At 68.5% G+C, this 21,394-nt stretch carries 17 protein-coding genes; 11 read left to right on the plus strand and 6 right to left on the minus strand.

The window, feature by feature from the left end; genetic code table 11:
• Positions 1–3 precede the first annotated feature (3 nt).
• On the plus strand, positions 4–1,176 hold the full coding sequence (locus NJ1_RS26810; RefSeq protein WP_067699263.1) for an FAD-dependent monooxygenase: 1,173 nt from the start codon (positions 4–6) through the stop codon (positions 1,174–1,176).
• Between the two features lie 18 nt (positions 1,177–1,194).
• On the opposite strand, the gene ybiA is transcribed toward NJ1_RS26810, so the two are convergent.
• Positions 1,195–1,746, minus strand: a complete 552-nt coding sequence (gene ybiA / locus NJ1_RS26815; RefSeq protein WP_067699265.1) for a riboflavin biosynthesis intermediates N-glycosidase — start codon at positions 1,744–1,746, stop codon at positions 1,195–1,197.
• A gap of 58 nt (positions 1,747–1,804) precedes the next feature.
• Positions 1,805–2,455, minus strand: a complete 651-nt coding sequence (locus tag NJ1_RS26820; protein ID WP_067699267.1) for a DUF1444 domain-containing protein — start codon at positions 2,453–2,455, stop codon at positions 1,805–1,807.
• Between the two features lie 137 nt (positions 2,456–2,592).
• On the opposite strand from NJ1_RS26820, the gene NJ1_RS26825 reads away from it, so the two are divergent.
• From NJ1_RS26825 to NJ1_RS26835, 3 genes are all read left to right on the plus strand, one after another.
• Entirely contained in the window at positions 2,593–4,191 is a 1,599-nt protein-coding gene (locus NJ1_RS26825) for an alkaline phosphatase D family protein (RefSeq protein ID WP_067699269.1), read from the plus strand.
• A gap of 54 nt (positions 4,192–4,245) precedes the next feature.
• Positions 4,246–5,505 (plus strand): FAD-binding oxidoreductase, encoded by a 1,260-nt coding sequence (locus NJ1_RS26830; RefSeq protein ID WP_067699271.1) that lies wholly within the window; start codon positions 4,246–4,248, stop codon positions 5,503–5,505.
• A gap of 115 nt (positions 5,506–5,620) precedes the next feature.
• Positions 5,621–6,430 carry an SDR family NAD(P)-dependent oxidoreductase gene (locus tag NJ1_RS26835; RefSeq protein WP_067699273.1) on the plus strand — a complete coding sequence of 270 codons (810 nt, stop codon included), beginning with the start codon at positions 5,621–5,623 and terminating at the stop codon, positions 6,428–6,430.
• Positions 6,431–6,494: 64 nt separating this feature from the next.
• On the opposite strand, the gene NJ1_RS26840 is transcribed toward NJ1_RS26835, so the two are convergent.
• Together NJ1_RS26840 and ctaC are read right to left on the minus strand one after the other, a co-directional pair.
• Complete coding sequence (locus NJ1_RS26840) at positions 6,495–6,911, minus strand: cytochrome c oxidase subunit 4 (protein WP_067699275.1); 417 nt, start codon at positions 6,909–6,911, stop codon at positions 6,495–6,497.
• A 13-nt stretch (positions 6,912–6,924) separates the two neighbouring features.
• Positions 6,925–8,016, minus strand: a complete 1,092-nt coding sequence (gene ctaC / locus NJ1_RS26845) for an aa3-type cytochrome oxidase subunit II (RefSeq protein ID WP_084478888.1) — start codon at positions 8,014–8,016, stop codon at positions 6,925–6,927.
• 466 nt (positions 8,017–8,482) lie between these two features.
• Here ctaC and asnB point away from each other — a divergent pair, with 466 nt between their 5' ends.
• From asnB to NJ1_RS26870, 5 genes are all read left to right on the plus strand, one after another.
• The gene (gene asnB, locus NJ1_RS26850) at positions 8,483–10,510 is read left to right on the plus strand and encodes an asparagine synthase (glutamine-hydrolyzing) (RefSeq protein WP_067699277.1); all 2,028 of its coding nucleotides are present in this window, start codon (positions 8,483–8,485) and stop codon (positions 10,508–10,510) included.
• 118 nt (positions 10,511–10,628) lie between these two features.
• Positions 10,629–11,156, plus strand: coding sequence for a mycothiol transferase (locus tag NJ1_RS26855; RefSeq protein WP_067699279.1), 528 nt, complete (start codon positions 10,629–10,631; stop codon positions 11,154–11,156).
• A 193-nt stretch (positions 11,157–11,349) separates the two neighbouring features.
• Complete coding sequence (locus NJ1_RS26860; protein ID WP_067699281.1) at positions 11,350–14,109, plus strand: hypothetical protein; 2,760 nt, start codon at positions 11,350–11,352, stop codon at positions 14,107–14,109.
• 17 nt (positions 14,110–14,126) lie between these two features.
• Positions 14,127–14,573, plus strand: coding sequence for a hypothetical protein (locus NJ1_RS26865; RefSeq protein ID WP_067699284.1), 447 nt, complete (start codon positions 14,127–14,129; stop codon positions 14,571–14,573).
• Entirely contained in the window at positions 14,570–17,125 is a 2,556-nt protein-coding gene (locus NJ1_RS26870; protein ID WP_067699286.1) for an Hsp70 family protein, read from the plus strand. Before NJ1_RS26865 ends, NJ1_RS26870 begins: the two co-directional genes overlap by 4 nt.
• Positions 17,126–17,213: 88 nt before the next feature.
• On the opposite strand, the gene NJ1_RS26875 is transcribed toward NJ1_RS26870, so the two are convergent.
• Both NJ1_RS26875 and arsM read right to left on the minus strand, forming a co-directional pair.
• Positions 17,214–18,971, minus strand: coding sequence for a sigma-54-dependent Fis family transcriptional regulator (locus tag NJ1_RS26875; protein ID WP_084478889.1), 1,758 nt, complete (start codon positions 18,969–18,971; stop codon positions 17,214–17,216).
• 330 nt (positions 18,972–19,301) lie between these two features.
• Complete coding sequence (gene arsM, locus NJ1_RS26880) at positions 19,302–20,105, minus strand: arsenite methyltransferase (RefSeq protein WP_067699288.1); 804 nt, start codon at positions 20,103–20,105, stop codon at positions 19,302–19,304.
• 118 nt (positions 20,106–20,223) lie between these two features.
• Here arsM and NJ1_RS26885 point away from each other — a divergent pair, with 118 nt between their 5' ends.
• Complete coding sequence (locus NJ1_RS26885) at positions 20,224–20,595, plus strand: ArsR/SmtB family transcription factor (protein WP_067699290.1); 372 nt, start codon at positions 20,224–20,226, stop codon at positions 20,593–20,595.
• Positions 20,592–21,341: an aquaporin gene (locus NJ1_RS26890; protein ID WP_067699292.1), complete on the plus strand. Its 750-nt coding sequence runs from the start codon at positions 20,592–20,594 to the stop codon at positions 21,339–21,341. The genes NJ1_RS26885 and NJ1_RS26890 overlap by 4 nt, the downstream gene beginning before the upstream one ends.
• Positions 21,342–21,394 lie beyond the last annotated feature (53 nt).

Below are 21,394 nucleotides of genomic sequence, written 5' to 3' on the forward strand. Positions count from 1 at the left end.
ATCATGAGCACCGTTCCCGCCACCGCGTCGGTCGTCATCGTCGGCGCGGGCCCCGCCGGCCTCACCGCGGGAATCGCCCTCACCGACGCCGGGGCGGACGTGGTCCTGCTCGATCGCCTGGCCGAGGGCGCGAACACCTCCCGCGCCGCCGTCGTGCACGCCCGGACCCTCGAGGTGCTCGAGGAACTGGGCGTCTCGGCCGAGATGCGTGAGCACGGCATCGTGGTTCCCCACTTCGTGCTCTGGGACGGCGACAAGGCCATCGCCCGCGCCTCGTTCGAGCACCTCCCCACCGCGTACCCGTACACGCTGATGATCGGCCAGGAAACCACCGAGGCGATCCTGCTGGCCCGGCTCGAGAAGGCCGGCGGCCGGGTGCTGCGCCCCTACGAGGTCACCGAGATCACCGGGAACGACACCGGCGTCACCGTCGGATACACCGATGCCGAGGGCAACCCCGGCTCGATCCGCGCCGACTACGTGATCGGCGCGGACGGCATGCACAGCAGGGTCCGCGAATCCGCGGGAATCGGTTTCACCGGTGCGGCCTACCCCGAATCCTTCGTTCTGGCCGATGTGCACATGGCGTGGCCGGACCCGCGCACCCAGGTCTCGCTGCACCTGTCCCCCGAGGGCGTCACCGTGGTGGCCCCGCTCCCCGACGAGCAGGGCACCCGCTACCGAGTGGTCGCCACCGTCGACGAGGCGCCCGCCGAACCGACGCTCGCCGACATCCAGGGCATCCTGGACGCGCGCCGCCCGAACGCGGGCGTCGAAGTCCGGGAAGTGCTGTGGAGCAGCCGTTTCCGCGTGCACCACCGCCTCGCCGACCACTACCGCGCCGGTCGCGTCTTCCTGGCGGGCGACGCCGCCCACGTGCACAGCCCCGCCGGCGGTCAGGGCATGAACACCGGCATCCAGGACGCGGCCCTGCTGGGTTCGCTGCTGGGCCGGGTCCTCGCCGGTTCGCCCGCCTCGCTCCTGGACTCCTACGAATCCACCCGCAGGCCCATCGCGCTGGGCGTGGTCACCTTCACCGACCGCATCACCCGCATGGCGACCCTGCGCTCGCGCCCGGCCCGGGCCGCCCGAAACCTGTTCCTGGGCACCGTCACCCGCATCCCCGCCGTGCGCCAGGCCCTGGCTTACCGCCTCTCGGAGCTGGCGGCGCGCTGAAACACCCGGCACTCGCTCTCAGCGCGTACTCGGCACCAAGGAATCGCGTGCGTCCATCAGCGCGAAGCCCAGCAGGTTCTCGCCCCGCCACTGTGCGGGATCGGCGGCAGCGGGGTCGTCCGCACCCAGTCCGATCCCCCAGATCTGGTCGCGGGGAGCGGCTTCCACCAGCACCTTGCCCTCGGTCGCCAGCAGGAAGTCCCGAAGCTGTTCGTGCTGACCGAATTTGGCGATACTGCCGCGCAGGACGATGTCGTAGCGGTGCGCCTCCCACGCTTCGCTGTCGAACCCCCGCACCGCGCGGCCCAGACGTTTGGCGTCCGCCGGAGTCGCGCTGGCCAGCACCCGTGCGCGCATCTCCTCGTCCCCGAAAAGCCTGGCCTTCTCCCCCATCATGAAATGCTCTGCGCTGCCGTAACTCTGTCCGTCGACCGTGAATTCCACCGGCCACCACTGACTGAGCACCCACTTCCCGACAGTGTGTCCCGGGGCCGCCGTGTGCCCCCAGAAGAAGAGGAATTCCGGTGTATCCCCCGCCGCGATGTCCGCTGTCAACTGCGCTCTGTCCACCTCGCCGACCCTAGTCGACCGAGATGACGCCGTCGTTTCGTCGATCAGCCGCACCCACCTACGTGTGCACGGCAAGCCGCGCCTCGGCGCGAGTCAGCGCCTCCCACGCCGGATGGCCCGGCTGCACGTGGAACGGCGTCAGCTCACCACGCTCGTCCACCGTGTACGGCACCGGTGACAACGATTGCGCCGCCTCGTCGTACTGGCGATCGGCCAGTTCCAGCACCTGGATCAGGGTCTCGTCGGTGACGCCCAGGACGATGAACATCCCGAGCTGCCCGGGTAGGAAAACCAAAGGGCGCGTTCCGGTTCGAGCGGACACCCCCGCCAGCCACCCGCCGATCAAGGGCAGCGATCCCACATAGCTCTCACCGTTGGCATCGGAGAACTCCATCACCCCGGTGCCGTTCGGCGGTTCGAACGCGGTGAGAGTGCTCATGGCCAACTCGGCCATGTTCATTCGCGCGGTCTCGTAGACCGTGTCCGCGTCCACGCCCCAGTCCTGGATTCCCCGCTCGGTGACGAACCGCACCGCTCCGGCCCGGTCGATCACCACCCGCTCCACCAGATACGGCAGCGCCGCCCGCGACACCGGGGCATCGTCGGGCGCGCCCTCCGTACGCTGATCCGCCTCGCGGCGCAGTACCGGTCGCAACAGCGGCGCGATCTGCTCCCAGTCCGACACCGAATCCCCTCCCGAGATGCTCATATCGCGGACTATACGCACGTCTGCCGACACTCCCCGGCTACCTCGAATTCATCGACACGCCAGGTCATAGCCGAAAATTCGCTGGCCCGTCCGGCACAGTTCAACCGGGGTTGGGGCGGCTGATGAAAGGTCGGCGCATGGCCTCGCATGTCGAATCCTCCGCACCACAGCCCGGTTTCCCCCGTAGCGCCTTCTCCCGGCGCACCCTGCTGCGCGCCTCCGCCGCCGGAGTGGCGGTCGCACCCGGCCTGGTCGCCTGCTCCACCGACAGCGGTCCCGCGATCGTCCGCGAACGCCCGAAGCTGACGCACGGCATCGCCGTCGGCGACCCGCGCGGCGACGGCGCGCTCATCTGGGCCCGTTCGGACAGCCCCGCCACGCTCGTCGTCGAGACCGCCGCCACCGAATCGTTCAAGGACGCCAAGCGTTTCCGAGGCCCGCTGCTCACGCCCGACACCGACGGCACCGGCCGGGTCCGGGTCAACGGCCTGCCCGCGAACAGCCAGGTGCACTACCGCGTCACGCTGGAGGGCGAGGGCGGCGCGATCTCCGAACCACTCACCGGCGTCTTCCGCACCGTGCCCGATACCGCCTCGGACATCAAGCTGCTGTGGTCCGGCGACGTGGTCGGCCAGGGCTACGGCATCAACCCGGATCTCGGCGGCATGAAGATCTTCTCCGCCATGGCGGCCCGCGACCCGCACCTGTTCATCCACTCGGGCGACTCCATCTACGCCGACGGCCCGCTGAAGGAATCGCTCACCCTGCCGGACGGCCGCATCTGGCGCAATACCGTGTCCGAGGCCAAAAGCGCTGTGGCGCAGACGCTCGATCAGTTCCGCGGCAACTACGCCTACAACCTGACCGACCAGAACTATCTGCGCTTCAACGCCTCGGTGGCGCAGATCGCGCAGTGGGACGACCACGAGACGGTCAACAACTGGTACCCCGGCGGTCTGGTCGCCGCGACCAAGGGCTACTCCGAGCGCAGCATGGACACCCTGGCCGTGCGCTCCTGGCAGGCCTTCCACGAGTGGATGCCGGTGGAGCCCACCGAAGCCGTCGACGGCCGCCTGTACCGCAAGGTCTCCTACGGCCCGCTGCTGGACGTCTTCGTGCTCGACATGCGCACCTACAAGGACGCCAACGACGAGAACGTCTCGCCGAACGGCCGCATCTTCGGCCCGGCCCAAACCCGGTGGCTGATCGACGGATTGAGGGACTCCACCGCGACCTGGAAGATCGTCGCCAACGATCTGCCGCTCGGCCTGGTGGTCAAGGACGGCGAGCAACCCGACCGCTCGGCCTTCGAGGGCCCGGCCAACGGCGACAACGGCGCACCGTCGGGCCGCGAGAGCGAAGTGGCCGCGGTGCTCGGTTCGATCAAGGCGAACAAGGTCACGGGCGTCGTCTGGCTGACCGCGGACGTGCACTACACAGCCGCGCATCATTACTCCCCCAACCGTGCCGCCTTCCAGGATTTCGACGAATTCTGGGAATTCGTGTCAGGCCCCCTCAACGCCGGTGCGTTCGGCCCCAACCCCCTGGACGGAACGTTCGGCCCGGAAGCGGTTTTCGTGCACGCGCCGCCCACGCAGAACGCATCGCCGCTGGATGGCGCCTACCAGCATTTCGGGGAGGTGCTCATCGACGGGAAGTCCCGGGAACTCACGGTGAACCTGTGTGACGCGAGTGGAAAGACGCTGTTCACGCAGCGTCTCACCCCCGCTCACTGAGACGCTTGTCCAACTACGAGCACAATACGCTCGGTTGTGGTTAGCTGTGGCGTCATGAGCACGCCCGTCTCCACCCCTCATGACGAATTCCTGCCGCGCGATACCGCGGATGTGGTTCGCACCGTGCGGGATTCACGCAAACTCACGAAGCAGCTGATCATCCGGGGTGGGGAACGGCCGGACGACGAGCTCGCGCTGCCCGATCAGGGCACCGCGCTGTCCATGCGCAAGATGAACCGCGTGCAGGTTGTCGACGCGGATGCTCGCACGGTGCGCGTGCAGGCGGGGGCGCGCCTATCCGACATCGACCGCACGCTCGGCGCGCACGGCCTCGGGCTGCCGATCGTCGGCGACCACCGCGACATCACGGCGGGCGGCTTCGCGGCGGTGGGTGGACTGTCCGCGGCCTCGCACCGCTTCGGCATGTTCGCCGACAATGTGGTGGAGCTCGAATACGTCGATCAGGACGGGCGTTTCGGCACCTGCGGTCGTGATCATCACACCGCGCGGTTCCGCAAGATCCTGGGCGGCGGCGGGCGCACCGGCATCATCACCGCGCTCACGCTGGAGGTGACCGATGTGGACAAGGACCGCACCTGGCTCACCACCGACGCGCACCGCTTCCTGGACTTCGACACCTGGGTGGAGCACTCGCACAAGGCGATCCAGTCTCCCGGCGACGCCATGCTCCAGGTCGGCCGGTGGGTCGACACCGCACCGCTGAAGGTGGCGCGCCCGGTCGGCACTGGCCACGTGCAGCTGGGCACCGTGCGCTTCGGCCAGTGGTCGAGCCTGCACCCCACCGCGCCCAATCTCTCGCTGCGCGCCCGTCGCGAGGTCGGCGCACGCGCTCGAAAGTCCCTGGGCGCCATCGCCGCCTCGGCGGGCGGCCGCGCCGGTATGCCGGTCCGCAATGCCGCCGCGGGCGCGCTCATGTTCGCTCCGAAGGTGCTGACGCTGCGGGACGCGGAGTACCTGGCCGATACCGTGATCAGCTCCTCCGAGCGCGGACCCGCCTACCGCATATCGCTTTTCGCACCGCTGGCCAACTACGCGCGGGTCTTCCACGGCCTGCACGATCTGTTCTCCGGGCACCGCGAACGCACCGGCTGCTTCACCGTCATCTCGGCCATGACCTATGGCGTGCGGTCCCGCTACCTGCGTGAACTCGACAGCACGGACCACGGTTTCATCACCTTCACCTGCCGTCTGCGGCCGGCCGCGCTGCCCTCGGAACTGTTGCGGGACATCGTGTCCTCGATCGACGAGATCTGCGTCGCGGAACACGCGCGGCGTTATGACCCCACCGATTAGAATGTGTTCCGCCGCACCTCCAGCAACCGGTTAGCAGCCGGCGCGGGTGCGGCGGTATCGGCACTGTCGGCGGGGTGCCGGTGCATGGTTCAGCCCGTTCTCACCGAAGGTTGCCATGATCGAATTCCGTGCTGCCCGCCGTCCCCGCACCGCCGCCGACGCCCTCACCGGCAAACGGGTCGTCGTCACCGACGCCTGTTCCGAGATAGGCCGCGCCACCGCCCGATTACTCGCCTTCCACGGCGCGGAAGTGATCATGGTGGCGCGCAGTGGAAGTCAACTCGTCGACGAGTGCGCCGCCATTGTCGAATCCGGCGCTCGCGCCCACTGGTACCGCTGCGACGTCTCCGCCCTGGGCGATGTCGATCAGCTGGTCGAATGGCTGCTCACCGAATTCGACAGCATCGACGTCCTGGTCAACAATGCCGGACGCCCCACCCGCCGGCCCATCCTGCAGACCCTGGACCGCTTCAGCGACTACCAGCGCACGATGGCGGCCAATTTCTTCGGGCCACTGCGCCTGACCCTGGGCCTACTACCCGCGATGCTCGCGGGCGGATCCGGACACGTGGTCAACGTCGGGCCGTGGAATCTCACCACCGCCGCGGCCCCCGATTTCGCGTCCTATGCCAGCTCGCAGGCGGCGTGGACCACCTTCGGCCAGTGCGCCGACGCGGAACTCTCACCCCGTGGCATCCATGTGACGACCGTGCACTATCCGGCCGTGCGCATGAATCCCGCTGCCCCCGTGCATGCCTCGGCCTCGAGGTTCACCGAGCAGCCGATGCTCACCGCGGAGGAGGCGGCCGGGTGGATCGAGACGGCGATCCGCACCAGACCCAGCCGGTCCCAGCGATTCCCGCGCGCACTGCTCGGCCTCGGCTCGCCGCGCACGACCAGGCTCAAACACGCCCTGGGCATCTGAATCCCTGAAAAACAAAGCGCCCCCTGGAGATCCAGGGGGCGTCTGTCGGTTTGCTCAGTTCAGCTCAGTGCTTTTCCGGGCCGAGGTGGTACTCGAACACCAGACCGCCTGCGGCGATCAGGATGCACACCACGCCGATCGCGATCAGCCAGTACTGGAAGAACGCGAAGCCGAGGGCGGCGATGGAGCCCGCGCCGGCCAGCAGGATGGGCCAGAACGAACCGGGCGAGAAGAAGCCCAGGTCGCCCGCGCCGTCCACGATCTCGGCCTCTTCGTAGTCTTCCGGACGCAGGTCCAGTCGACGGGCGACAAAGCGGAAGTAGGTGGCCACGATCAGCGCCAGGCCCGCCGACAGCACGATGGCGGTGGTTCCCGCCCACTCGACGCCGGTGCGCGACTTGGCAGTGAAGTAGCCGTAGATCACCGCAACGATCACGAAGAAGACCGTGATCAGTTCGAAGATGCGAGCTTCGACCTTCATGTCAGTTCAATCCTCACTTGACTTCCGAGAGCCCCGCACCGCGGGCTGCCCGGTCGGTGTTGAACGGCTTGGTGGTCACCGACACCGGCGACTCGCCGATGCTCTCCAGCGCGGCGGCGTTGGTCATGCCGGCCTGGCGCGCCTTCACGTACTTCTCGAAGTTCTCCGGCGTGACCGCGCGGACCTCGAAGTTCATCATCGAGTGGAAGGTGCCGCACATCTCGGCGCAACGGCCGACGAACGCGCCTTCCTTGTCGATCGCGGGGATCTGGAAGACATTGTCCGAATTGTTCTGCTTCGGGTTCGGCATGACGTCGCGCTTGAACAGGAACTCCGGCACCCAGAAGGAGTGGATGACGTCGGCCGCGGCCAGCTGGAACTCGATCCGCTTACCGGTCGGCAGGACCAGCACCGGGATCTCGTTCGACGTGCCGATGGTCTCGACGGTGTCGTAGTTCAGGTACGAGATGTCGTTGGCCGGCAGACCGTTGTTCGGGCCCGGCTGCGGGTGCCCGTCCTCGGTACGCTCGGCGTACTCTTCCTTGATCTGCGCGTTCATGTCCTGACGGACGTGATCCACGCCGTCGAACTGGAACCCGCCGTTCTTGAAGTCGACCTTCTGGTAGCCGAACTTCCAGTTCCACTGGAACGCGGTCACATCGACCACGACGTCCGGGTTGTCGACCTTCTCCTGCACGAAGTTCTGCACGACGATCGTGAAGTAGAACAGCACCGCGATGATCACGAACGGAATCGCCGTGTAGCTCAGCTCCAGCGGCACGTTGTAACCGGTCTGGCGCGGGAACTCGGGGGAATTGGGCCGCTTGCGGTGGAAGATGATGGTCCAGAAGGTCAGACCCCACACCAGCACGCCCATCGCCAGCGCGGCGATGACGGACCAGGTCCACAGCTCTCGCATCCGGGTGGCGGACTCGGTGACACCCGAGGGCCATCCGAACCGAAGCACCTCGTTGTCGATCGAGCAGCCGGAGACGAGCAGAGCGGTCGTCCCCAAGGACACCGCCAGCCCGGCCCGCCGAAGGATGCGGCCCTGCCGACCCTGGGCGGGTCGTGCCCCTATCGCTTCGCTCGCCTGTTGCGCCACGCTCAACGCCTTCCTGGTCGTCTATCCGACTCAGCGCCACCCGGACTCCCTTCCGCCGGGTGACACAAATTCAGCACGTTAGGGAGCCCCTGGGACGACCGCGCACAACGCACGACCGACCCCGGGAGTTCCCGAGTACTACGCAGCGTAGACCAAACCGGCGCCCGCTTTGTGATCGGGTCGCATTCGACACGGCGTTGATTCGCCCTCCGCTGCTACGGGCCGTTTCGCGGCCCGGCACGGTCGAATCTTCCCTCCTCCGCTCCTGGGCCGCGCTCCCCCGCGCCATCGGTGCGGAAGCGGGCCGGGCCGCGAAACCTGAGGCGTCTCAACGCGCGGGATCACGGGCAGCCGACCGCGGCGGCGCACGGCGCCCCGGTGCGGCATACTCTGGCAGTAAGTTTCGCCTCCCGCGCACCGCGGTGGTGCGCACATCCTTGACTCCGGAAACGAGGTTCTGCCCGCAGTGTGTGGACTGCTCGGATTTCTGACATCTGACACGGCTTCGACTCAGGATGGGCGGACCGTCGAGACCACCGCGGCACAGGTTTACGAGGCGCTGCACTGCCAGCGCCACCGTGGGCCCGACGAGCGCGGCACCTGGAACGACGACCGCATGATCTTCGGCTTCAACCGGCTGTCGATCATCGACATCGAGCACTCGCATCAGCCGCTGCGCTGGGGGCCGCCGGAGAACCCGGAACGGTACGCGCTCACCTTCAACGGGGAGATCTACAACTACCTCGAACTGCGCGAGGAACTCCAGGCCGAGCACGGCGCGGAATTCGGTGACGCGCCCATGTTCCGCACCGAGGGCGACTCCGAGACCATCGTCGCGGCCTTCCACTACTGGGGCGCCAAGGCCCCCAGCCGGTTGCGCGGCATGTTCGCGTTCGCGGTGTGGGACACCGAGCTGCACAAGCTGTTCATCGCGCGTGACCCGTTCGGCATCAAGCCGCTCTTCCTGGCCACCGGCGCGACCGGCACCGCCTTCGCCAGCGAGAAGAAGAGCCTGCTGGAACTGCTTCCGGAGCTGAGCCTTTCGGACGCGCTGGATCCGCGGGCGCTCGAGCACTACACGGTCCTGCAGTACGTGCCCGAGGCCGAGACGCTGCACAAGGACATCCGCCGGCTCGAATCCGGTTGCTACGCCTGGATCACGCCCGGCACCGCTCCGCGCGTCACCCGCTACTTCGATCCGCAGTTCCGCGTGGTGCCCTTCGGCAAGCCGGACGACGTCACCGCGCACACCCCGACCACCAAGCCGCGCCCGGCCGCCCAGCGCCCGAACACCCCGGCCAACCGGTACCGGGAAATCGCCGAGGCGCTGGAGGATTCGGTCGCCAAGCACATGCGCGCGGATGTCACCGTCGGCGCGTTCCTGTCCGGCGGCATCGACTCCACCGCGATCGCGGCGCTGGCCATCCGGCACAACCCGAACCTGCTGACCTTCACCTCGGCATTCGAGCGCGAGGGGTACTCGGAGGCCGATGTGGCCGCCGAGACCGCCGAGGCCATCGGCGCGAAGCACTTCATCCGCATGGTCAGCCCCGAGGAGTACGCGGCCTCGATCCCCGAGATCGTCTGGTACCTGGACGAACCCGTGGCCGACCCGGCATTGGTGCCGCTGTACTTCGTGGCCAAGGAAGCCCGCAAGCACGTCAAGGTGGTGCTGTCCGGTGAGGGCTCCGACGAGCTCTTCGGCGGGTACACCATCTATCGGGAGCCGTTGTCGCTCAAGCCGTTCGAATACCTGCCCAAGGGCGTGCGCAAGCTCGCGGGCAAGCTGTCCGAGCGGATTCCCGAGGGCACCCGCGGCAAGAGCCTGCTGCAGCGCGGCTCGCTCACCCTCGAGGACCGCTACTACGGCAATGCCCGCAGCTTCAGCGACGCCCAATTGCGTTCGGTGCTGCGCGATTTCCGCCCCGAGTGGACGCATCAGGACGTGACCGGCCCGATCTACGCCATGCAGGGCCGGGACTGGGATCCGGTCGCGCGCATGCAGCATCTGGACCTGTTCACCTGGCTGCGCGGCGACATCCTGGTCAAGGCCGACAAGATGACGATGGCCAATTCGCTGGAACTGCGCGTGCCGTTCCTGGATCCCGAGGTCTTCAAGGTCGCGGAGAAGATCCCGTTCGAGCAGAAGATCACCAAGGAGACCACCAAGTACGCGCTGCGTCAGGCGCTCGAGGGCATCGTGCCCGCGCACGTCCTGCACCGCCCCAAGCTGGGTTTCCCGGTGCCGCTGCGGCACTGGCTGCGCGGACCGGAACTGTACGACTGGGCACGCGCCCAGATCACCGAGTCCGGCACCGATCACCTGCTGAACAAGTCGGCCGTGCTGGCCATGCTCGAGGCGCACCGCACCGGGCCGGTCGACCACAGCCGCCGTCTGTGGACGCTGATCATCTTCATGATCTGGCACGGCATCTTCGTCGAAGAGCGGATCAAGCCGGAGATCCAGGAGCCGGTGTACCCGGTCAGCCTCTGAGCCGAGTGTTCCCGAGCGGGAGTGTCCCCGAGTTCGCCGACACTCCCGCTTTGCCGTTGACACGCTGTGTCGCCGCCGGGTGGGAATACCGTCCACGCCCGGGTGCTTGCATGGGGGCATGACAACTGCCGATTTGTTGGTTGACGGGTTCGGGCGGGTCAACGAGAACGTGCACGGCGCGGTCGAGGGGCTGACCCCGCAGGAGCTGGGAGTTCAACTCGAAGCCGGGGCGAATTCGATCGCCTGGCTGGTGTGGCATCTGACCCGGGTGCAGGACGATCACATCGCCGATGTCGCCGGATTCGAACAGGCCTGGACGGCGCAGGGCTGGGCGAAGCGGTTCGAGCTGCCGTTTGACGACGCCGCCACCGGGTACGGCCATGAGGCGGCGGATGTCGCTGCACTGGACGGGGTTTCGGCGGAACTCCTGCTGGGCTACCACGACGCGGTGCACGCGCAGACCCTCGAGTACGTATCGGGACTGGTCGACGCGGACCTGCCCCGGATCGTGGACACCCGATGGGATCCGCCGGTGACGCTGGGTGTGCGCCTGATCAGCGTGCTTGACGACGATATCCAGCATTCCGGACAGGCGGCATTCGTTCGCGGAGTGCTGGCACGCCGGTCGCAGGGATCGACGATTTGACGGATTTTCCTCTGCGGCTATTGTCGAGCCCGGGTTAGGGGGCTGGTTCGGGTGGCGTTCCCCGGCAACACCGTTCACCGACGCCCCCGGCAGGAGTCAGTACGTGAAGTGGCGATGGTCCCGGGGCGGCGACGAACAGCCTGAACAGCCACCCCTCGAACCGGCACCGACCGAGATACCACGGGGGCGTGCGGTGCGGCAGGACACAGACCGGCAGCGACTGGAACTCGACGAGCGGCTGCGCGAGGCCGACGCCGAGACGGATCCGCGGGTGCGGGCGCAGACGGTGTTGCGCGCGGTCCACGAATTCGTGAGCGAGGCCGACAACGGACCACTGCTCGCGGCGCGCACGCTGTTGCAGGAGCGCACGGCCGGGATCGCCGCGGCCGCGCCGGAGCAGTCGGTGCGATTGCTCGCGCGGCTGGGCGGGTGGTTCGCCCTGGAACCGGAGACCACGCATGCCGTGTTCGCGCAATGGTTGCGGACGCCTGAGCCCGGAGCGTTCTCGGACACCTGGGACGCGATCGGCGAATTGCTGTCGGAGACACCGGCACTCGTGGAGTGGATGGCCACGACCGTGCGGTCCGGCGACGCGGTGGTCTCGGCGGAGTTCCGGCGACTGGCCGTCACCCATCTGACCGAGGTGGTCGATCGAGACTTCTCGCACTACGAGCTGACTTCCTCGCCGGTGTGGCAGCTGCTGTACGCACTGGGCCCCGCCGGTCGCGGGGACTGGTTCCTGCTGTTCGGTGATCGAGCGGCCGAACGTGGCGAGGATGTGGAGGCCGCCCGCCGATACGAATTGGCCGAACGATTCGGGGGCGGTGCGGCGGCGCGGGAGCGCCTGCGCGGGCTGCACGACATCACCGCGTACAACCGGCTGGTCTCCGGTGTGACCGTCGCCGACAAGCTGAAGGGACCGGGCACCGCGAGCCCCTTCCGCACGCTCGTCCTCGGCGCGGCCGCCGTCGTAGCGGACCGGCCGGGGCCGGATCTCGCCGACGTGGCGCGCGGCAAGGACGAAGCGCTGCGCCTGCCCGCCCGGTTGGTCACCGCGCTGGCCCTTCTGCGTGCCGGTGATCGCGATGCGGCACGAGCACAACTCCGCACACTCGTGGACGACACCGCCGAATTCGGTGGTGGCGCACCGGGACATGGTTCCTCCGGTGGCCGAACCCCGGGAGACGCCGCCCACCCGGCAACAGGCAATCCCTCGGCCGACGACCGAGCTGCCTCCGTGCGCGACGGCGATACACCTGCCGACCCGGCCATCGCCCCTGCCGCCGGGAGCAACACCGGCGTCGCCGCCAACATCCGTTTGGTTCTGGGTGCGCTGGACGACAACGGCTCACTGATCGCGGCGGCCGCGCGCGCTCTCTTCGCGCGATATCGCCAGGAGTGGTCGGCTCACGCTCTGGTCGACGCGGCCACCGTGCTGACGGCGGTTGCCGAGCATGACCCCGCGCTGCTCCCGGAACTGATCGGTGGCGTCGGTGCGGAGAATGGCAGCACCGAATTGCACGCACTGCGCCTGGCGACCGCGCGCGAGGATCTCGCGAAAGCCGCACGTGCGGCGGTGCTCTCATGCTTCGACGAAACCGCCGCGCTGCTCGCCCGGGCGCACCTGCTGCTGGCCGGAGCGGAGGGTGACGACGCAGCGGCACTGCGCGAGAAGGCCACTCGTATCGCCGAGACCGTGGCCCGGCTCCCCCGCGACGCCGATCGCCCCCTCGACCGACTCGCGTTCGCCGCTCTGCGCGAGGACGGAATCGTGCAGCCGTGGACACCGTCCGCTCTGCGACTGTGGCGGGAAAACGACCAACTCGCACAGTCGAACTCATCCAGGGCCGAGGCACCGCCTACGCGATCCAGTGGCGCGCTCGCGACCGACGGCACCGGCTCGACGGACGCGCTCGGCACCCCGAGCAGCTCCGAGACCGCCGCGGACGACGCTCGCCGCCCGGCAAGCTCCGGCCCGGGGGACGCGCCTATCGCGGACGCGCCTCCCGCCGTAGCGGCTTCGCACAGCCTGCACCATCTGGCGGTCGCCACCCACGCTCGCGCGTACCAGCTCGAAATCGCGGGCGAGGACACGGCTTTCGAGCAGTGGCGGCTCGCGCTGGGTTACTGGGCACGGCTGCAGACAGACGACGCGTACTGGGAGCGGCTGGGCGCGCATATTGCCGCGGTGACCCCGGATGCCTTGCCCGAGGAAATCGAGCGGGCTGTCGTGGAGGCACGCGCGGAACTACCCGGTCAGGTGCTCGAGCCGCATGTGACCCGCGTGCAGGAGTTGCGGCGCGATCAATTGGACCGGGCGCGTGAGCATTTGGATCTGATCCGGCACTCGGAGTTCGCGGCGGCCGATGTCGGCAGGGCACGGGCGCGGCTGGCCCGGGAGGCCGGCGCACAGATCCGGCGGTTGATTCGGGAGAACAATCTGGACCGCGCGCTGGCCGAGGTGCAGGCCTGGATCGAGATCGACAGCGACAATATCCCGCTGGCCGAGCAGGCCCTCGATGTCGGGATCGAGACGGTGGAGACCGAGCATCGGCGCGACAGCAAGCACTGGGCCGAGAATTCACGTCCCATGCTGGAGCGGATCGCGGCACTCGTGGAGCCGATGAGCGCCGAACTGGGCCTGACCCAGCGCCGGCTCGCCATCGGCGATCGGCCGACCTCGCAGGAGCCGGACCGAGTGGCCTACGCCGCCAAACTGGCCCGGCACGAATTCTGGCTGGGCGCGGCCCTGGTGGTGTCCACCTCGCAGCGGGTGAGCAAGAACCCGTTCGAGGATCGCTCCGGATTCCGCTCCGGCGCAGGCCATTTGAACACCGCGCTGATGCTGGGCCTGCCCGGGATCGCCCCGTACGACCAGGGCCGGCAGCTGCTGGTCTCGGCCGGCCGGCTGGAGCGGCACATGCAGGGCGGCTCCGCCCTCGGATTCCTCTAGCGGAAAGGAACACGAGAATGAATCTCTGGGCCTGGCACAACCGCAACCCCTACTACGAGAACGCCTTTCAGGTGCTCGACGTCGATCCCACCGCGGATCGGGCCACCACGCGCAGCCGCATCGCCGCACGCCGCAAGCGGATCTCCTACGACGCCAAGCGATTCCCCCTCTTCGGTGAGGTGCTGAGCGTCGCCCGCGTCAACGCGGCCGAGGAGCAGCTCGCCACCCCGCGCACCCGGATCGCGGCCGAACTGCTCACACATCGCCCCGAGGCCGAGGGCGAGGATCTCGCCGACCTGCTCGAACTCCTCGAGCTGAGCCGATCCCTTTCCGAGACAACCGATTCCACGGAGCCCCACGCGCCAGGAGCGCCCGCCGAGGGCTTCCGGATCGAGCATCACGTCCTGCCGACACTACTGCCGAACCCGGCCGCGAAGCCCGGTACCGAGGAGCCCACCGCATGAGCATCGTCGCCGGAATCGATCTCGGCACCACGAACTGCTGTGTCGCCGTCCCCGCCGACGCCGACATCCCGAACAAGCAGGCGCTGATCGACAGTCGGCGCTTGCGCCCACTCGGCGGCGCGCTCATCGTCGCGAATCCGGACCTGTCGCTGACCACCCCGTCCGCGGTCTGGCTCGCCCCCGACGGCACGCCGCTGGTGGGTGCACTCGCCAAACGCAAAGCGCGCCTCGCCGGATCGCCGCCCGCCATGTTCTTCAAACGCAATATGGGCACCGACCAGCTGGTCATCGCCGGTCACGCGGTTCTCACCCCGCTCGAGGCCTCGGTGCACCTGCTGCGCCACCTCAAGGCCACCGCCGAACAGACCCTCGGGGTGGGGATCGACCGCGCCGTCATCACCGTCCCCGCCTACTTCGAGACCAGCGCCAAGACGCAGACCACCGAGGCGGGCGCGGAAGCCGGGCTGGAGGTGGCCGAGACGCTCATGGAACCGGTCGCCGCGGCCCTGGCCCATATGCGCGAGAGCGGCGTGTCCGAATCCGCACGCCGCCGCTTCCTGGTCTACGACCTCGGCGGCGGCACCTTCGACACCTCGGTGGTGTCGTGGGATCCGCAGGCGGGCTTCGACTCTCGCTCCTTCGGCGGCGACCGCTACCTCGGCGGCTACGACTTCGACCGCGCCATCGTGGACTGGATGATCGAACAGCTCCCCGCCTACGACCTGCACACCGAACCCGGCGACACCGCCGACGCCGAGCGCATGGCCCGCCTGCTCTCGCTCGCCGAGGCCGCCAAGCACGAGCTCACCCGCGAGACCGAGACCGAGCTCATCAACCAGGATCTCGAGGACCGCACCGGGCAGCCGATGAGCATCAACCTGCCGCTGAGCAGGCACGAATTCGACCGTCTGATCCAGGGTTTCGTGCGCGGCACCCTCGAACACTGCGCGTCCGCACTGGACCGGGCCCGGCTCACCGAGGCCGATCTCGACGAGATCGTGCTGGTCGGCGGGTCCTCCCGGGTTCCGCTGGTGGCCGAACTGCTGCGCGAGCGCTTCGGTGTCACCCCGCGCCTGTTCCATCCCGAGCTGGTGGTCGCGGTCGGCGCGGCGCTCGAGGCGGGCGGCCTGGCCACACGCAGCAGTGTGCTCGAGCTCGAAGCCCTGGTGCCCGACGGTGATTCGGTCGATATCGCGGGTCGCGTGCTGCTCTCACGCATCGACGCCACCGATATCGTCGTAGAGGTCCAGCCGGACGGCGGTGAGGCCTTCCGCGAGGAGGTATCCGAGGACGGTGCCTTCCTGTTCATCGAGGTGCCGCTGGGCAGTGGCGTCGAGTGCACCGTGCGCGTGCTGGCCGACGGCCTGGAGATTTCCGCCGAACGCGTCGGCGTCCGGGTCGAATCCGGGGCCGCCGTGCCGGATCTGGCGGGCGATATCCTCGCTCACGATTTCTCGGTCGAGCTGCTCGACCGTCAGCTGGCCCGAGTGGTCAAGGCGGGCACCAAGATTCCGCATCGGGTGTTCCAGCGCCTGGAGACCGCCACGCGCGGCACCTCGCTCGCGGTGCGCCTCTACGAGGGCTGGATTCCGATCGGCACGGTGCGCATCGACGATCTGCCCGACGATCTCGAGCCCGGCACCCCGGTGGAGCTGAATCTCGAATTCGCCGCGGGCTGGACCATTCACGCCTCGGTGCGCATCCCGCATCTGGACCGCTCGGCGTCCGCGGCCATCGACATTCCGGTGCGCAAGGTCGCGCCCTGGGACGAACTGCGCACCCGCGCATCGGCGGCGCGCACTGACTGGCGGCAGGCCCGTCGCGAGGCGCACAAGGCCGAAACCGCCAAGGCGGAACCGGAAATCGAGCAGCGTCTGGCCGCGCTCGAGCCGCTGGTGACCCGCACCCAGGATCAGGCCAAGGCCCATCATCTGCTGCTGGAGACCGAGACCATCCTGCGGGGCCTGCTCGAAAGTCGCGGTCCCGAGGACTATCTGGAGCCGCCGCTCACCGATTTCGAGGAGCGGCTGGCTTCGCTCGGCGAGATCGTGCTGCTGCTGCAGCGCACCGAACCGGCCGAGGCGCCGCTGTTCCGGTTGCGCCGTGACGATCTGGAAGCCCAGGGCCGTGCGGCCATCGACGCCGGCGACTTCGTGGCCTGGCCGCGAATCAACGAGAAACTCGAGGATCTGCACCGCGAGGCCACCCAGATCCCGTCCATTCGCGAGATCCTGGTCGTGCACCAGAACCCGACGGTGCTGCGCGGCTGGCTGCACGAGCGAATCGACGCCACCGATATCGCGATCCGCGCCAAATACGCCGACCTGCAATCGGATCCGCGCCTGGAATCGAAGGATCGCGCGCAGCTGCCCGGCCGCCGCGACGATTTCCTCGCCGAACTCTCGGCCATCTCGATCGCCGTCGACGATGTGGATCCCAAGCGGCCGTCCGCGCCCGAACAGCTCCGCAATATCTTCTTCGACAAGCTGCGGCCGCTCGAATGGCGGGTCGCGGGCTGGGGCCGGGAAGCGGGAATGCGCCAGTCCCCCTAGGCCATCCAGCCCTCGCGCGACGTCATCTTCGAACTGCGGCAAAAGCTCTGGCCGAGTGCGGCTTCGAGGCGCATCCCGCCCGGGTCGGCTATACGGGACGGATGCCGTACGCCTGGATCTTGCGGTACAGCGACGACCGGGCGATGCCGAGCGTGCGCGCGGCATCGCTGCGATTGCCGTCGGCATCGACCAGTGCTCGCACGATCGCCGTGCGCTCCGCGTTCTCGATCGGCGAGAGCCGACGCCCTGCGGCGAAACAGGTTTCGGGCAGATCCAGATGCTGCAGATCCCCGACCGGCCGGCGGGACAGCGCGATCCGCAGCGCCTCGCGCAGTTCGGTGAGGTTGCCGGGCCACTCGTAGGCCAGCAGCACCCGCATCACCCCGGAGGTGCACTTCACCGTCCGGCGCGGAGCCAGGGTACGCAGCAGATGCGGAACCAGTTGCTGCAGATCGTCACTGCGATGCCGCAGCGCGGGCACGCCGATCGAGCGGTCCAGATGCCGCAGCACCGCGTCCGAGAGCACCGACTCCCGCCCCGGCGCGGAACCCATGGTCGCCACCAACCAGCCACCGGGAGCACGGGATTCGAGATGCAGATCGAGTTCACCGGCGAAGCGTTCGGGCAGTTCGTCCAGGTGCGCCAGCACGATCGTGGGCGGGCGGGCATCGTCCGCCGGATCACGCAGCCGCGCGATCGGATCCTCGACCCGGCAGTCCACCACCACCAGCGGCCGCGACGGATACAGCCGCCGATGCGCGGCGGTGACGAGACTCGACTTGCCGCATCCTGTTTCACCGGTGAGGACCACCGGCGTGACCGTGCGCGCGGCCTCGAGCACCTCGGCGCACACCGCGCGCCAGGCCGGTGATACGCCGGGCAACTCCGGCATGCCCACGGCGTTGCGCGCGGCGCGCGGAGCCCTGGCGACCGTGGCGAGATCGACCCGCAGCACCACCCCCGCCACGTCGGCGCCCACCGTCACCGCCTCCGGACGCACCCGCACCGGGCGACCGGTGGGCAGTTCCACCTCCAGCACCACGCTGTCGCGCACTCCGGTGAGACCGGAGGCGATTTCGCGCAGATACGCCTTCTCCTGCGGGCTCAGCTGCTCGTTCGCGCGGGTGTCGCTCATGAACACCTCACCGCCCAGCGACAGCACCGGCCCCCGCGCAGTGCGGCTGACCTGTAGAAACCGTTCCAGCACCGCCTGGTGCCGCAGCGAGCCGGTGGCCCGCAGCTCGGCCTCGATATTGCGGGCTGCCTGTTGCACCAGCACCCGCATGAACGGGCTGGCGTCCTCCGTCAGGCAGCTCAGATCGAGCACGCCGTGCACGGCGCCGGTCAGCGGATCGCGGATCGGCGCTCCGGCACAGGCGAATACGGTGATGTTCTCGGCGAAATGCTCGGGCCCGCTGATGAATACGGCCCGTCCGGACGCGAGCGCGGTGCCCACGCCGTTGGTGCCCACCGTGTCCTCGGCATAGGTGAATCCGGGTGCGAAGAACACATTGTCGAAGCGCCCGCCGAGCATGCGCTGATTGTCGCGGCGGATCAGCACCCGCGAACGCCGGTCCGTGAGAGCGATACTCACCGGCAGATCGTTCAGTTCCAGTTCCAGGCGCTCGATCACCGGCAGCGCGGAACGCACGAACCGGGACTCCAGATCCAGATCGCCGACATACCCGCGATCCAGCACGTTCGCCAGATCGCTGACCCCCGCCGCCCGCGACCGCCGCCAGGACGCGGACACCACGCCCGATACCGCGTCGCTGGGGAAATCACCCGAGCTCAGGAAACTCTCGCGCGCCCGCTCGACACGAACGATGTCTCCGGCCTCGACCACGCGTGCCCCTTCCCATCGCCGACACCAGCGCTACCCCGCGATTGTCGACACCGTCCGGCGAACCGGTCAAGGGCCGAGTGTCCCAAAGTGGGACATCAATTTTCCGGCGCGCGCACGAGACTGATACCACCAACGACTGTGACCGCAGCCGCTGTCGGATACGTGCCCTCTAGGCTGTGGGGGCTGTTGGCAAGCCCGCCCGCTCCGGTCGGGATGACAATGGCGTCATCCACGATCTGCCGCCCAAGGATCGTGATCCGGCCGGAGCGCGCGGTGCGTGAGTTCGTCGAGTGGCCGATACCTACCCGCCACGCTCTTCCCACCGGGAAGCTATGAACAGCAGTCACTTCCGCAGCAGGCGGAGTCGGTCACCGTGGCTTTGACGATCGCCGAATGCATTCCCTCGGCCACCGCGTGGGTCGGCTCGATCCGGATGTTCTCGAATCCCGCTGCTTCCAGGTGGTTTCGGTATTCGCCGAAGGACAATGCGCCCGCGATGCAGCCCACGTAGTCGCCACGTTCGGCGCGTTGAGCCGGGGTCAGGGCATCGTCGGCGACGACATCGGTGATGCCGATGCGCCCGCCGGACTTCAGCACCCGCGCCATCTCGGCGAACACCGCCGACTTGTCGGTCGAGAGGTTGATCACGCAGTTGGAGATCACCACGTCGATGCTGCTGTCGGGCAACGGGATCGACTCGATGGTCCCCTTCACGAACTCGACGTTGGTGATACCCGCCTTGACCGCGTTCTCCCGCGCCAGCGCCAGCATCTCATCGGTCATGTCGACGCCGAACGCCTTGCCGGACGCTCCGACCCGGCGCGCGGACAGCAGCACGTCGATCCCACCGCCCGACCCCAGATCCAGCACGGTCTCACCGTCGCGCAGGTCCGCGACCGCGGTCGGGTTCCCGCACCCCAGCGACGCGGCCACCGCCTCAATCGGCAGCGCGTCACGATCACCGGCGCCGTAGAGACTCGCGCCGAAGTTCTCGTCCAGCTCCATCGCGCCGGTCGCGCAGCAGTCGCCGCCCCCGCAACAATCCTGCGCGGTGCCGCCGCCCGCGACCGCGACAGCGGCGGCCGCATACCGCTCGCGCACCGTCTCGCGCAGCTCGTCGATGTGTTCGGACATGGAGATCACACTCCCTCTCGAAGCCCAGATCGGATGTTTTCACGCGTCCTACCTGGTTGTATTGATGACTATCGATGCAAGTGTGGCGCGCTGATTAGACATCTGTCAATATTGACGTGTGTCGAAACAAGAACTTCCGGTGCTCGCCGCACCCGATGGCTGCTGCACCACGACCCTGTCCTCGCCGCTCGAGCCCGAGACCGCTCTCACGCTCGCCGCGTCGTTCAAGGCTCTCGCCGATCCGGTCCGGCTGCGGCTGCTGTCGCTGATCGCCGCCGCGGGCGGTCAGGAGGTCTGCGTGTGCGAGCTGACCCCGGCCTTCGACCTGTCCCAGCCCACCATCTCCCACCACCTGAAGGTCCTGCGCGAGGCGGGGTTGCTGACTTCGGAGCGCCGTGGCACCTGGGTCTACTACCGAGTCATCCCCCAAGCCCTGCAACGCCTTTCCGACGTCCTGATCCCGGCCGGCCTGAGCGCGACCACCGCGTGAGCTCCGCCGCGCCGCCCCTGGTCCGGCGGCTCACAGCCGAGGCCACCGGCACCGCCGCCCTCGTCGCGATCGTCGTCGGCTCCGGCATCGCGGCACAGCAGTTGTCCCCCGACGACATCGGGCTGCAACTGCTGGAGAACTCCACGGCGACCGTTCTGGGCCTCGCGGTCCTGATCCTGATGTTCGGCCCCGTCTCCGGCGCACACTTCAATCCCGCGGTCTCGGTGGCCGATTGGCTCGCAGGCCGCCGCACCGGCACCGGACTCACCGCGATCGAAGCCGCCGCGTACTCCGCAGCCCAAACCATCGGCGCGATCGCCGGAGCCATCCTGGCCAACGCCATGTTCGATCAGGCGGCCGTCCAGTTCTCCACCCACGACCGTGTCACCACCGGCCACCTGATCGGCGAAATGGTCGCCACCTCCGGCCTGATCGCCCTCATCTTCACTCTCGCGCGCACCGGCCGCACCACCCTGGCCCCCGCTGCCGTGGCCGCCTGGATCGGCGCGGCCTACTGGTTCACCAGTTCAACCAGCTTCGCCAACCCGGCGGTCACCCTCGGCCGAATCTGCACCGACACCTTCGCCGGAATAGCCCCCACCTCGGCCCCCGGATTCATCGCCGCCCAATTGCTCGGCGCGCTGACCGGTCTCGGCCTGGTGGCCCTGCTGTATCCCCCGCTCCCCGAGGCAGCAGACCCAGCCGCCGATCGGGTCTTGCTCCCCCGCCCCGGCATGACGGACTGACAGATCCCGGTTACCAATGCCCGGGGTTCGCCGACCACCGCCCCGTCCATCCG

It is taken from the genome of Nocardia jejuensis NBRC 103114, assembly GCF_001613145.1.
In the GTDB taxonomy this organism is placed as follows: domain Bacteria; phylum Actinomycetota; class Actinomycetes; order Mycobacteriales; family Mycobacteriaceae; genus Nocardia; species Nocardia jejuensis.

Coding starts and splice junctions, on each gene's coding strand:
- NJ1_RS26810 (WP_067699263.1), top strand. CDS start 4: ATGAGCACCGTTCCCGCCACCGCGTCGGTCGTCATCGTCGGCGCGGGC.
- NJ1_RS26820 (WP_067699267.1), bottom strand. CDS start 2,455: ATGAGCATCTCGGGAGGGGATTCGGTGTCGGACTGGGAGCAGATCGCG.
- NJ1_RS26825 (WP_067699269.1), top strand. CDS start 2,593: ATGGCCTCGCATGTCGAATCCTCCGCACCACAGCCCGGTTTCCCCCGT.
- NJ1_RS26830 (WP_067699271.1), top strand. CDS start 4,246: ATGAGCACGCCCGTCTCCACCCCTCATGACGAATTCCTGCCGCGCGAT.
- NJ1_RS26835 (WP_067699273.1), top strand. CDS start 5,621: ATGATCGAATTCCGTGCTGCCCGCCGTCCCCGCACCGCCGCCGACGCC.
- NJ1_RS26840 (WP_067699275.1), bottom strand. CDS start 6,911: ATGAAGGTCGAAGCTCGCATCTTCGAACTGATCACGGTCTTCTTCGTG.
- NJ1_RS26855 (WP_067699279.1), top strand. CDS start 10,629: ATGACAACTGCCGATTTGTTGGTTGACGGGTTCGGGCGGGTCAACGAG.
- NJ1_RS26865 (WP_067699284.1), top strand. CDS start 14,127: ATGAATCTCTGGGCCTGGCACAACCGCAACCCCTACTACGAGAACGCC.
- NJ1_RS26870 (WP_067699286.1), top strand. CDS start 14,570: ATGAGCATCGTCGCCGGAATCGATCTCGGCACCACGAACTGCTGTGTC.
- arsM (WP_067699288.1), bottom strand. CDS start 20,105: ATGTCCGAACACATCGACGAGCTGCGCGAGACGGTGCGCGAGCGGTAT.